The 12,387-nt window shown below is 60.9% G+C and carries 9 protein-coding genes, 2 tRNA genes and 3 rRNA genes; 4 read left to right on the top strand and 10 right to left on the bottom strand.

The window, feature by feature from the left end; all coding sequences use genetic code 11:
- Positions 1-117: 117 nt before the first annotated feature.
- From rrf to ACKI2N_RS11330, 5 genes are all read right to left on the bottom strand, one after another.
- Positions 118-230 (bottom strand): 5S ribosomal RNA (rrf, locus tag ACKI2N_RS11310).
- Positions 231-363: 133 nt separating this feature from the next.
- Positions 364-3,242, bottom strand: a 23S ribosomal RNA gene (locus tag ACKI2N_RS11315).
- Between the two features lie 283 nt (positions 3,243-3,525).
- Positions 3,526-3,601 (bottom strand) — tRNA-Ala (locus ACKI2N_RS11320).
- Positions 3,602-3,608: 7 nt separating this feature from the next.
- Positions 3,609-3,685 (bottom strand) — tRNA-Ile (locus tag ACKI2N_RS11325).
- A 61-nt stretch (positions 3,686-3,746) separates the two neighbouring features.
- Positions 3,747-5,278, bottom strand: a 16S ribosomal RNA gene (locus tag ACKI2N_RS11330).
- The 16S, 23S and 5S rRNA genes sit together here with 2 tRNA genes alongside, the layout of an rRNA operon.
- Before the next feature lie 669 nt (positions 5,279-5,947).
- Here ACKI2N_RS11330 and ACKI2N_RS11335 point away from each other — a divergent pair.
- Positions 5,948-6,262 (top strand): hypothetical protein, encoded by a 315-nt coding sequence (locus ACKI2N_RS11335; protein WP_420996732.1) that lies wholly within the window; start codon positions 5,948-5,950, stop codon positions 6,260-6,262.
- Between the two features lie 91 nt (positions 6,263-6,353).
- Positions 6,354-6,500 (top strand): hypothetical protein, encoded by a 147-nt coding sequence (locus tag ACKI2N_RS11340; protein WP_420996730.1) that lies wholly within the window; start codon positions 6,354-6,356, stop codon positions 6,498-6,500.
- A 465-nt stretch (positions 6,501-6,965) separates the two neighbouring features.
- Here ACKI2N_RS11340 and dusA read toward each other — a convergent pair whose 3' ends face one another.
- The 4 genes from dusA to ACKI2N_RS11360 all read right to left on the bottom strand — a co-directional run bounded on the left by dusA (position 6,966) and on the right by ACKI2N_RS11360 (position 9,358).
- Positions 6,966-7,943, bottom strand: coding sequence for a tRNA dihydrouridine(20/20a) synthase DusA (gene dusA / locus ACKI2N_RS11345; protein WP_426990844.1), 978 nt, complete (start codon positions 7,941-7,943; stop codon positions 6,966-6,968).
- A gap of 345 nt (positions 7,944-8,288) precedes the next feature.
- Entirely contained in the window at positions 8,289-8,510 is a 222-nt protein-coding gene (locus tag ACKI2N_RS11350) for a hypothetical protein (RefSeq protein ID WP_420996727.1), read from the bottom strand.
- A gap of 74 nt (positions 8,511-8,584) precedes the next feature.
- Complete coding sequence (locus ACKI2N_RS11355; protein WP_420996726.1) at positions 8,585-8,806, bottom strand: hypothetical protein; 222 nt, start codon at positions 8,804-8,806, stop codon at positions 8,585-8,587.
- A 54-nt stretch (positions 8,807-8,860) separates the two neighbouring features.
- Positions 8,861-9,358, bottom strand: coding sequence for a lecithin retinol acyltransferase family protein (locus tag ACKI2N_RS11360; protein WP_420996724.1), 498 nt, complete (start codon positions 9,356-9,358; stop codon positions 8,861-8,863).
- Positions 9,359-9,877: 519 nt separating this feature from the next.
- Here ACKI2N_RS11360 and ACKI2N_RS11365 point away from each other — a divergent pair.
- Both ACKI2N_RS11365 and ACKI2N_RS11370 read left to right on the top strand, forming a co-directional pair.
- Positions 9,878-10,165 (top strand): hypothetical protein, encoded by a 288-nt coding sequence (locus ACKI2N_RS11365; RefSeq protein ID WP_420996722.1) that lies wholly within the window; start codon positions 9,878-9,880, stop codon positions 10,163-10,165.
- Positions 10,166-10,248: 83 nt separating this feature from the next.
- On the top strand, positions 10,249-11,019 hold the full coding sequence (locus ACKI2N_RS11370; protein WP_420996721.1) for a PP2C family protein-serine/threonine phosphatase: 771 nt from the start codon (positions 10,249-10,251) through the stop codon (positions 11,017-11,019).
- Between the two features lie 44 nt (positions 11,020-11,063).
- Here the strand turns inward: ACKI2N_RS11370 and ACKI2N_RS11375 are convergent, their stop codons facing one another.
- Positions 11,064-12,383: a sigma-54 interaction domain-containing protein gene (locus tag ACKI2N_RS11375; RefSeq protein WP_420996720.1), complete on the bottom strand. Its 1,320-nt coding sequence runs from the start codon at positions 12,381-12,383 to the stop codon at positions 11,064-11,066.
- Positions 12,384-12,387: the final 4 nt, after the last annotated feature.

Genomic DNA, 12,387 nt, shown 5'->3' on the forward strand with positions numbered 1-12,387 from the left:
ATCAGGCGCTATCGCACGGCAAGGGGCACGCGGATCTGATTTTATCGTCGCGAGCTTATCGTCGCCGCCCAAAAGCAAAACCCCCCAGTAGGAGGTACTGGGGGGTTTCAAGGGAGAGCCTGGCGATTACCTACTTTCACACGGGTATCCGCACTATCATCGGCGTGGAGTCGTTTCACGGTCCTGTTCGGGATGGGAAGGGGTGGTTCCAACTCGCTATGGTCACCAGGCATAAACGGTGTGCCGTGCTGGCGAACTGGCCAACACAGCAAATAGGGATGTAGTCAGGTTGTGTCTTGTATCGGCCAGGCTGCTGGGCAGCGGCACGCGATACACTCAACCAGGCAGAAACACACTGGTTATAGGATCAAGCCTTACGGGCAATTAGTACTGGTTAGCTTAACGCATTACTGCGCTTCCACACCCAGCCTATCAACGTCCTGGTCTCGAACGACCCTTCAAGGAGGTCAAGCCTCCAGGGAATCCTCATCTTCAGGCGAGTTTCCCGCTTAGATGCTTTCAGCGGTTATCTCTTCCGTACATAGCTACCCTGCGATGCCTCTGGCGAGACAACAGGTACACCAGCGGTACGTCCACTCCGGTCCTCTCGTACTAGGAGCAGCCCCCGTCAAGATTCCAACGCCCACGGCAGATAGGGACCAAACTGTCTCACGACGTTTTAAACCCAGCTCACGTACCTCTTTAAATGGCGAACAGCCATACCCTTGGGACCGGCTACAGCCCCAGGATGAGATGAGCCGACATCGAGGTGCCAAACACCGCCGTCGATATGAACTCTTGGGCGGTATCAGCCTGTTATCCCCAGAGTACCTTTTATCCGTTGAGCGATGGCCCTTCCATTCAGAACCACCGGATCACTATGTCCTGCTTTCGCACCTGCTCGACTTGTCGGTCTCGCAGTTAAGCACGCTTTTGCCATTGCACTTTAGGTACGATGTCCGACCGTACCAAGCGTACCTTCGAACTCCTCCGTTACACTTTGGGAGGAGACCGCCCCAGTCAAACTGCCTACCATGCACTGTCCCCGACCCGGATTCACGGGCCAAGGTTAGAACCTCAAACAAACCAGGGTGGTATTTCAAGGACGGCTCCACGCAGACTAGCGTCCACGCTTCAAAGCCTCCCACCTATCCTACACAGATCGGTTCAAAGTCCAATGCAAAGCTACAGTAAAGGTTCATGGGGTCTTTCCGTCTAGCCGCGGGGAGATTGCATCATCACAAACACTTCAACTTCGCTGAGTCTCGGGAGGAGACAGTGTGGCCATCGTTACGCCATTCGTGCAGGTCGGAACTTACCCGACAAGGAATTTCGCTACCTTAGGACCGTTATAGTTACGGCCGCCGTTTACCGGGACTTCAATCAAGAGCTTGCACCCCATCATTTAATCTTCCGGCACCGGGCAGGCGTCACACCCTATACGTCCACTTTCGTGTTTGCAGAGTGCTGTGTTTTTATTAAACAGTCGCAGCCACCATTTTATTGCAACCCCTTCACCCTCCTGGCGCAGGCCAGTCAAGCTACAAGGGCGTACCTTATCCCGAAGTTACGGTACCAATTTGCCGAGTTCCTTCTCCCGAGTTCTCTCAAGCGCCTTAGAATACTCATCTCGCCCACCTGTGTCGGTTTGCGGTACGGTCTCGTATGACTGAAGCTTAGAGGCTTTTCTTGGAACCACTTCCAATTGCTTCGCAGCACTAGGCCGCTCGCCCCGCATCCTTGAATTCCGCGCCCGGATTTGCCTAAGCGCCTTCTCCAATGCAGGGACCGGGACTTCCAACACCCGGACAACCTTCCGCGATCCGTCCCCCCATCGCATCATACGACGGTGCAGGAATATTAACCTGCTTCCCATCAGCTACGCATCTCTGCCTCGCCTTAGGGGCCGACTCACCCTACGCCGATGAACGTTGCGTAGGAAACCTTGGGCTTACGGCGAGGGGGCTTTTCACCCCCTTTATCGCTACTCATGTCAGCATTCGCACTTCTGATACCTCCAGCATCCTTTACAAGACACCTTCACAGGCTTACAGAACGCTCTCCTACCACGCACTTGCGTGCGTCCGCAGCTTCGGTGACTGGCTTAGCCCCGTTACATCTTCCGCGCAGGACGACTCGATCAGTGAGCTATTACGCTTTCTTTAAAGGGTGGCTGCTTCTAAGCCAACCTCCTGACTGTTTTAGCCTTCCCACTTCGTTTCCCACTTAGCCAATCTTAGGGACCTTAGCTGGCGGTCTGGGTTGTTTCCCTCTTGACACCGGACGTTAGCACCCGATGTCTGTCTCCCGTGATTGCACTCTTCGGTATTCGGAGTTTGCTATGGCGGGGTAATCAGCAATAGACCCCCCAACCATGACAGTGCTCTACCCCCGAAGGTGAGACACGAGGCACTACCTAAATAGTTTTCGGAGAGAACCAGCTATTTCCAGACTTGTTTAGCCTTTCACCCCTATCCACAGCTCATCCCCTAACTTTTCAACGTTAGTGGGTTCGGTCCTCCAGTACGTGTTACCGCACCTTCAACCTGGCCATGGATAGATCGTCTGGTTTCGGGTCTACACCCAGCGACTGAACGCCCTGTTCGGACTCGCTTTCGCTACGCCTTCCCTAATCGGTTAAGCTTGCCACTGAATGTAAGTCGCTGACCCATTATACAAAAGGTACGCCGTCACCCGTTTCCAGGCTCCGACTGTTTGTATGCATGCGGTTTCAGGATCTATTTCACTCCCCTCCCGGGGTTCTTTTCGCCTTTCCCTCACGGTACTGGTTCACTATCGGTCGATCACGAGTATTTAGCCTTGGAGGATGGTCCCCCCATCTTCAGACAGGATTTCACGTGTCCCGCCCTACTTGTCGTACACCTAGTTCCACAACGCTGTTTTCGCATACAGGGCTATCACCTGCTATGGCCGGCCTTTCCAGACCGTTCTGCTAACAACACTGCTAAAGAGTACAAGGCTCTTCCCATTTCGTTCGCCACTACTTTGGGAATCTCGGTTGATTTCTGTTCCTGCAGCTACTTAGATGTTTCAGTTCGCCGCGTTCGCTTCCCTGACCTATGTATTCAGTCAGGGATGACCCATGCGGGCCGGGTTTCCCCATTCGGACATCTCCGGATCAAAGCTTGTTTGCCAGCTCCCCGAAGCTTTTCGCAGGCTACCGCGTCCTTCATCGCCTGTGATCGCCAAGGCATCCACCACATGCACTTGTTCGCTTGACCCTATAACGAGTGTGTCTCAAACTTCGAGCCACGCATCGCTACAGGATGAGTTCTCGCATTTGTGCCGTATTCCAAGTCATCTTTCGATCACTTAAATACATTTCGGTTGATACAATCACAACCCGGTATCGTGTTGTACTGCAGCGTCTCATCAACGCTCACGACACCTTTACTACATCCCATATTGTTAAAGAACAGCCGATGTTTCCATCGTCTTGGCAAAGCCAAAGGCAAACGCTTTTCTCTCAAAGCGCTTGCCTTTGGACTGACCAACCCAAGGTAGTGGTGGAGGATGACGGGATCGAACCGACGACCCCCTGCTTGCAAAGCAGGTGCTCTCCCAGCTGAGCTAATCCCCCGATAACTTGGTGGGTCTGGTAGGACTTGAACCTACGACCCCCGCCTTATCAAGACGGTGCTCTAACCACCTGAGCTACAGACCCTTGGCTGTAACACCAAACAAACCGATAAGTGTGAACGCTCAACAACTTCTGCACGCTCTAGAAAGGAGGTGATCCAGCCGCACCTTCCGATACGGCTACCTTGTTACGACTTCACCCCAGTCATGAACCCTGCCGTGGTAATCGCCCTCCTTGCGGTTAGGCTAACTACTTCTGGCAAAACCCACTCCCATGGTGTGACGGGCGGTGTGTACAAGACCCGGGAACGTATTCACCGCGGCATGCTGATCCGCGATTACTAGCGATTCCAGCTTCACGTAGTCGAGTTGCAGACTACGATCCGGACTACGATGCGTTTTCTGGGATTAGCTCCCCCTCGCGGGTTGGCAACCCTCTGTACGCACCATTGTATGACGTGTGAAGCCCTACCCATAAGGGCCATGAGGACTTGACGTCATCCCCACCTTCCTCCGGTTTGTCACCGGCAGTCTCTCTAGAGTGCCCTTTCGTAGCAACTAGAGACAAGGGTTGCGCTCGTTGCGGGACTTAACCCAACATCTCACGACACGAGCTGACGACAGCCATGCAGCACCTGTGTCCACTTTCTCTTTCGAGCACCTAATGCATCTCTGCTTCGTTAGTGGCATGTCAAGGGTAGGTAAGGTTTTTCGCGTTGCATCGAATTAATCCACATCATCCACCGCTTGTGCGGGTCCCCGTCAATTCCTTTGAGTTTTAATCTTGCGACCGTACTCCCCAGGCGGTCAACTTCACGCGTTAGCTACGTTACTGAAGAAATGAATCCCCAACAACTAGTTGACATCGTTTAGGGCGTGGACTACCAGGGTATCTAATCCTGTTTGCTCCCCACGCTTTCGTGCATGAGCGTCAGTGACGTCCCAGGGGGCTGCCTTCGCCATCGGTATTCCTCCACATCTCTACGCATTTCACTGCTACACGTGGAATTCTACCCCCCTCTGACATACTCTAGCCTTGCAGTCACAAGCGCCATTCCCAAGTTGAGCTCGGGGATTTCACGCCTGTCTTACAAAACCGCCTGCGCACGCTTTACGCCCAGTAATTCCGATTAACGCTCGCACCCTACGTATTACCGCGGCTGCTGGCACGTAGTTAGCCGGTGCTTATTCTTCCGGTACCGTCATCCCCCCGAGGTATTAACCCAGAGGATTTCTTTCCGGACAAAAGTGCTTTACAACCCGAAGGCCTTCTTCACACACGCGGCATTGCTGGATCAGGGTTGCCCCCATTGTCCAAAATTCCCCACTGCTGCCTCCCGTAGGAGTCTGGGCCGTGTCTCAGTCCCAGTGTGGCTGATCGTCCTCTCAGACCAGCTACTGATCGTCGCCTTGGTGAGCCTTTACCTCACCAACTAGCTAATCAGACATCGGCCGCTCCTATCGCGCGAGGCCTTGCGGTCCCCCGCTTTCACCCTCAGGTCGTATGCGGTATTAGCTAATCTTTCGACTAGTTATCCCCCACGACAGGGCACGTTCCGATGTATTACTCACCCGTTCGCCACTCGCCACCAGGATTGCTCCCGTGCTGCCGTTCGACTTGCATGTGTAAGGCATGCCGCCAGCGTTCAATCTGAGCCAGGATCAAACTCTTCAGTTCAATACCTGTGTGACCCAAAAGGGTCTCGCTCTTTCGAGCGGTCGCTCACTCTCAGAAAACTGACTCGATCCCTCCGAAGAAGAACCGAACATGTTTTACTGTGCGAGCACTTTATAACTTGTAAGCTCCGGCGCTGTTACGCACCGGGCATCCGCTATCAAGCGCCCACACTTATCGGTTGTTTGTTTGTTAAAGAACGCACCGCGGTTCGCTTTGCTTACCGCGTCGCTGCTTCGTTGTCAGCAGCAGAGAAACGAGATTATGAAGAACTTTCTACGTTTCGTCAACAGGTTTCGCAATCTTTTTTTGCTCCAGCCAGCCGCGCTTTCCGCACCGCCAACCTCCCCCGTCAACCCCGCAACCCTTGTCCCGTCTGCTTTGCAGCGCGCTTCGTGTTGCGAGGGAGCGAATATTAAGGCCACCCAAACACCTTGGCAAGCGTTTTCTGAAATAATTCTATGTTAGCGCCGAAAGCAATCCATAAGGCACTTCGCATCGACTCGGGGCTCTCGACGGCTTTGCCGCACCATGGCCGGCGCAGGCTTAACTCTGACTTAGAAAAGTCTCAGTTGGAATAGGTGCAGATTGCGCTATTTTTGCAAGCATCGTCGAGACGCGCCAGATGCCATACAACGGCCGCCGGCCCCTCGCCCCCATGGAAGAACAGCGATGCGGCCCATATCCAGCAGCAAGCCCAGCACCAAGCGCACTCTCAAACTGGCAGCGTCCCTCAGTCTCGTAGCCCTCATTTTCGGCAGCGCCTACGGCCTGCTCGGTCCGGCCGGCGCGGCCGACCTGCCGGCAGCGGCAAATGGCGCCAACCCCAACGGCGCGCTGTCGCTGCTGATGCATGTCCTCGGCCCGATCGCCGCGATTCCCGCCCTGATCGGCATCTGGTCGCAGCGCTTCCCGTTGGTCGGTGGCCTGGTACTGGCCTGCCCCGCGATTGCGGTATTGCTGCTGCATCGGTTCGTCATCGGCTGATTCGGTCGGCCGCGCCCCACGCAGGAACCAAACCCCGCCATCGGGCGCCCAAGCAGGAATGCGGCCTTCGCCGCGATCCTGGAAACCGACCATGAAGTATTTCGCGCGGGGCCTGCTGGCCGCGGGTGCCCTCCTCGTCCTGGCCGGCTGTGCCAGCCCGGCCGGCGACGGCAGCGGCCCCAGCATCACCACCTATGGCACCCTGGACGTCGGCATTTCGAGCGAGCGGTCGAAGTGACGCGACAGGCGGCAATCGCAATCGACGCCCCCGACCGGCAAAAAAAGAGCCCGCAGCGCGGGCTCTTCAATTAGCGATCTCAAATGCCCTGAAGGCCTTGGTAATCTAGACGTCATCTGCCATTCGTACTATCAGGGTAAACGGAAGACAGCGCCAGAAACCCAGCGGCGCTATATTGCCCGGTGAATATCGCAGGCATTTGCAAAAGGTCCGCGCAAAAAAAAGCCCGCACACGGCGGGCTTAATAATCAGTTGAAGAAAGCCCTGTATTCGAGGGCAAGCACAGTGTATGAACTTGCTGCGCCCGCACGAATTAGGGGAATCCCTTTGCCGGCGCGGCAAAGCGGGCCGCCAGCGGGTTCAAGTGGCCGTCGCGGCGCGTTCTGTCTTACCCGCATAAAAAGGCCATTCGAAGTTAGAGGAAATCTTCGAGCCGGCGCGGCCAGATATCCAGCCTCGGGGCACTCAGGCTGCCTCCAGCGATGCCTCGCTGCCCGGCCGCAGATGGGCCCGGGCTTCCTCGAACATGGTGTCCACGCCTGCGCGGGTCCGGACCGCATGCATCCGGCGCGCATCCGACAGCACCCGCCGCCATCCGCGCCCGCCGTGGATACCCCGGTGCAGCCCCAGCATATGGCGCGTGACCGCCCCCATATAGCCTCCCTGCTCCACCACGCCCCCGATATAGCGCTGCATGGCCAGCTCCACTTCAAGCCGCGAAGGCGGGGGCGTCTGCGCACCATAGAAGCGCGCATCCATCTCCGCCAGCACATAGGGCTGGTGATAAGCCTCGCGGCCGATCATCACGCCGTCCACGTGCGCGAGATGCTGATCCATCTCGTCATGCGTCACGATGCCGCCGTTGATCAGGATCTCCAGATGCGGGAATTCGCGCTTGAGCTGGTAGGCCACCTCATAACGCAACGGCGGTATCTCGCGGTTCTCCTTCGGGCTCAGCCCCTTCAAGATCGCATTGCGCGCATGCACGATAAAGGTCTCGCAACCGGCCTCGGCAATCTTGCCGACAAAATCGCGCACGAAGTCATAATGCTCGATCGTATCGATGCCGATCCGGTGCTTGACCGTCACCGGAACCGACACCGCGTCGCGCATCGCCTTCACGCTGTCGGCCACCAGGTCCGGCTCGGCCATCAGGCAGGCACCGAATGCGCCGCGCTGCACGCGCTCGGACGGGCAGCCGCAATTGAGATTGACCTCGGCATAACCCCATTGCTCGCCCAGCCGGGCCGCCGCCGCCAGGTCCGCCGGCTCGCTGCCGCCGAGCTGCAGGGCCACGGGCTGCTCGGCCGCGTCGAAATCCAGGTGCCGCGCCACGTCGCCATGCAGGAGCGCGCCGGTGGTGACCATCTCCGTATAGAGCCAGGTATGGCGGCTCAACTGCCGGTGAAACATGCGGCAATGGCGGTCAGTCCAGTCCATCATCGGGGCGACAGATATCCTGCGGCCCGTCGCTTTTGCCTGGATTCCGCTGCCGGCCTCGGTTTGCGGGGAGTTCTGAACGTGTTCCATTTCCTGCGATCAGCGCCGGCCAGCCGGCGTTCCGGTCCAAGGCTACGATGTAGCCCTCATAAGACATGGCTGTTGCGCCATCCCGATGGAACGGCCATGCAGCATGCGCGAAAGGACCGAAGTATAGGGTACGCGGCTGGAACGCGCCCACGACCGCCGGGGCAGCCGCGCCGCGAGACGGCGGGAGCGCATTGACAGGAGATGGTCCGCCTTGCCCGTGGCTGGACCGGGGCCGCGGCATTTGCGGCTGGCAAGGCGCTAGCTGACCTCGCCCGCATCGATGCTGCGCATGGCCGTGGCCTCGGCCAGCGCCAGCGCAGCGCCCGCCGTGGGCACGATGCCCGCCTCTTCTTCGAAGGACGCCTGCGGCGCCTCGCCGAACGCATCGGCGATCACCACGGTTGCCGAGAAGCCGCCGGCATCGGCCGCCACGGCACGCGCCACCACGGCATAGCCGCCATATTCGAACGTACGCTCCATTGCCGCCTCCCCATGCAGTGCATGAGGCAATCATAGATGGTGCGGCGCCGGGCCGGGTAGCCCGCGGCGCGTGTTCAGCCCGCATTCAGCGCCGGCGGAAACACGCACCAGCCGCAGTCGCCATGGCGGAAAAAGAACATCGACAGCTGGCCAGACGGGCCCGACACCTCCACCCGCACGCAGCCGCCCTGCCCGGCGCGCGCCCCGCGCACGCGCGTGATGCGGGCCGGCGCCGCCAGGCGCGCGCCGAGCCATTTGTCGATCAGTCCGCGCAGCGATACCCGGGTCGTTTGCATGTCAGTCTCCTTGCGTATTCGGTTCAGGCCGGTTTAGGCCGGTTCAGGCCGGGTTTAGGCGGCACGGGCGCCAAGGTGGGCGCCGCGCCATTCGGTTTCGATCAGCGTCTTGAGCAGGACCGCCACGGTATGCACGGCCACGGCCGGATGGTGCAGGCAAGCCTCGACTTGTTCGCTGCGGGCTTCGCCCAGCAGGCACCACGAGCAGAAGTGCTCGCAGTTGTTGGTGAGCAGGCGGTAGTTGTCTTCGCCGAGGCGGGAGCGGGCGCGCGCCACGGCTTCCAGGCCGACGTAGCGGGCGCAGGGATTGGCCTTGACGCTGACCGCGTGGCCGGCGGCGAAGCTGGCCACGCTCACTTCTTCCACCGGGCCGCGATGCAGCGAGCCGGCGAAGCCGGCGTAGTGGACCACCTTGCCGGCGCCGACATAGATGCCGTGGTGGGCGTAGCCGCGGCGTTCGGTGACGAGGTGCGCGCCGAGCGGGTAGTCGGCTTCGGCGGCGTCGTCTTGTTGCTGGCCGGCCTGGCATTGGAGTTGGTCTTGGTGGTTCATGGCTGCCTCGGATCTGTTTGCTTGCTGCAGGCATTGCCTGCTGGTTGCAGCCATATCCGCATCAACCGTGCCATCGGCCACGGGCCCAGGCGCGACAAGGGAAAGCGGGGAAAACAGCGGGACCGCGGCGGAGCAAACGTCGTGAGCGAACCAACATCGCGGCGCGCTTTGTGTTGGCCGCGCGCCGTCACCGCGCCCATCCGGGACCCGGCAAGCGGAGGCACCTTGACGACGCGAGTCCACGACGCGGAAAACCGCCTGCGGACAAAAGCGCGGCCAACAAGAAAACAGATGGGCCGCAGCCACCAGATGCGGCGGCAATGTCGGAGAACCACCAACTCGCCCGCCATCGCAGCCACACCCGGCGCACGCGCAAGCGGACCTGCAGGCCGCGCCGGCTCAGGGTTCGAGACTCAGCCTGGGTGCGCGCCGGCCGCGCGCTGCGCACTGGCATGCGCCTTGCTGATGAAAGGGGACGGCAGCACCGCCATCCACGCAATCACGAACCGGAGACCGATCATGGCCTCGCTCACCATCCAAGACCTCTACAACGACCGCACGCTCGACGGGCGCGCCATGTCGGCGATCCGCGGCGGCGGCGCGCCCTGGGTATTCGGCTGGATCCAGCCCTATCAGCCCGCCCGGCAGAGCCTCGGCCCCGTCGTCAACTTTTACGAGATCAACAACAGCTTCTATGCTGATCAGATGGTGAATCAGTTTCAGAACATCGACGTTCGCAATTCGGCACCCGGCGCGAACATCAATGTGCAAGCGGGACAAGGCGCGCGCAACGACGGGCACATGTAGCCAGCCGGGCGCGATGCCGCTCCGTCCCCGCATGATCCGGCCGCGCGGCGCGCGCCAGGCCGGCCCGCACAACGGAGACGATCGTGACCTGTGCATCGCAATTCCGCTGGACTTCAGCCGCGCGCACCGATGTCGGCCTGGTGCGCGAGCGCAACGAAGATGCCTGCCTGGCGCGGCCCGAGCGCGGGCTGTGGGTCGTGGCCGACGGCATGGGCGGCCACGCGGTGGGCGACTATGCCAGCAACCTGGTGGTGCAGACCCTGGACCGGCTGGGCGAGCCGCGCAGCCTCGAGAGCCTGCTCGACGACGCGCGCGCGGCGCTGCTGGAGGTCAACCACGCGCTGCTGATGGAGGCCACGCGCCGGCAGGTGCGGCGCATCGGCAGCACGGTGGTCGTGCTGATGGCCTGCGAGCGCTTCTGCGGCTGCCTGTGGGCCGGCGACAGCCGCATCTACCTGTACCGCGACGCGCACCTGACCCAGCTCACGCGCGACCACAGCCGCGTGGAAGAACTCAAGGCGCGCGGCCTGATCACCGCGGAGGAAGCGCTCCACCATCCGGCGCACAACACCATCACGCGCGCCGTGGGCGCGAATGCCGCGCTGGAGCTGGAACAGACCTGGATGGAAGTGGCCGACGGCGACATGTTCCTGCTGTGCAGCGACGGCATCAGCAACGAACTGCGCGACCCGGAGATCGCCGGCTTCCTGGCCTGCGGCGATTGCGAGCTGGCCGCGCAGGCCCTGCTGACCGCGGCACTGGAACGCGGCGGCCATGACAATATCTCCGTCGTGGTGGCACGCGCGGAAGATCTCTACGCCAACGACAAGACGATGGTGAATCCCGCGCTCTAGGCATCCAGGCATCCAGGCAGCGCGGGGCAGCCTCGGGCAGGCCCCTACCCGGCCTTGCCGCCCTGCGCCGCGGCCTGGTGGCGGAAATCCTTCGAATGGATGCCGTGCTTCTTGAGCAGCATCTGCAGGTGCGAGCGGTTCATGTCGAAACGCCTGGCCAGTTCCGCCACGGTGCCGCCCACCTCGTGCAGGCCGCGCTCGAGAAACGCGCGCTCGGCCTCGTCGCTGGCGGCCCGCTTGGCCTCGCTCAGCGAAGTCGCCGTCGTCGCGTCCACGCCCCCGGCCGCCACCACGCCGCCCGTCGCCAGCGCAGGACCGGCCACCTTGGGCCGCAGGTCCTGCGGCAGGTGCTCGAGATCGGCGGTATCCCCCGCCAGGCACGAAACCCGGTACATCAGGTTGCGCAGTTCGCGGATATTGCCCGGGTAGGCGTAGTTCATGAGGAAATCGCGCAGGCGCGGCGTCAGCTTGACCGGGCGGCGCTTGAGCGAGCCGGCCGCCTCGTCGCCGAAGAACGCCACCAGCAGCGATATCTCGTCGCGCCGCTCGCGCAGCGGCGGCAGCGTGACGTGGATCACGCTGAGGCGGTAGAACAGGTCCTCACGGAACTTGCCTTCCTCGCTCAGGCGCCGCAGGTCGCGGTTGGTCGCCGCCACGATGCGCGTATCCACCGAAATGGTCTCGTCCGAGCCGACCCGCTGGATCTCGTGCGCCTCCAGCACGCGCAGCAGCTTGACCTGCCCGGTGAGCGGCAGCTCGCCGATCTCGTCGAGGAAGATGGTGCCGGTATGCGCGCTTTCGAACTTGCCGCGCCGGTCGCTGGCGGCGCCGGTGAAGGCGCCCTTCTTGTGGCCGAACAGCTCGGACTCGATCAGGTTCTCGGGGATGGCCCCGCAGTTCACCGAGATAAACGGCTTGTCGGTGCGCGAGCCGTTGGCATGGATGACCTTGGCCATCAGTTCCTTGCCGGTGCCGCTCTCGCCGTCGATCAGCACCGGCAGGTGGGTCGGCGCGGCCTTCTCGGCAATCTCCAGCGCCTCCAGCAGCTTGGGGTTGTCGCCGAACGTGCCCTCGAAGATAAAGCTGCGTTCCAGCAGCGCCTGGCGGCGCTCGCGCGGGCCCAGGTCGGCCGCCGGCTCCGGCTCGGCCGGCTCGGCCACCGCCGCCTGCACGAAGCGCTCCTTGTGCGACAGCTGCATCACCTCGTCGCGCAGCGTGGTGGCCTGCTTGAGCAGCTTCTCGATCTCGGCGCGTTCGAGCTTGGAGGCCCAGCGCAGCGTCGAGCGCAGGATCTCGATCTTCTCGATCAGCCCGGCATAGGAGATGGTGCTGCCGACCGCGCCGCCCTGGTTGAACAACTTCATCTTG

The organism is Cupriavidus sp. 30B13, from assembly GCF_049059565.2.
GTDB lineage: Bacteria > Pseudomonadota > Gammaproteobacteria > Burkholderiales > Burkholderiaceae > Cupriavidus.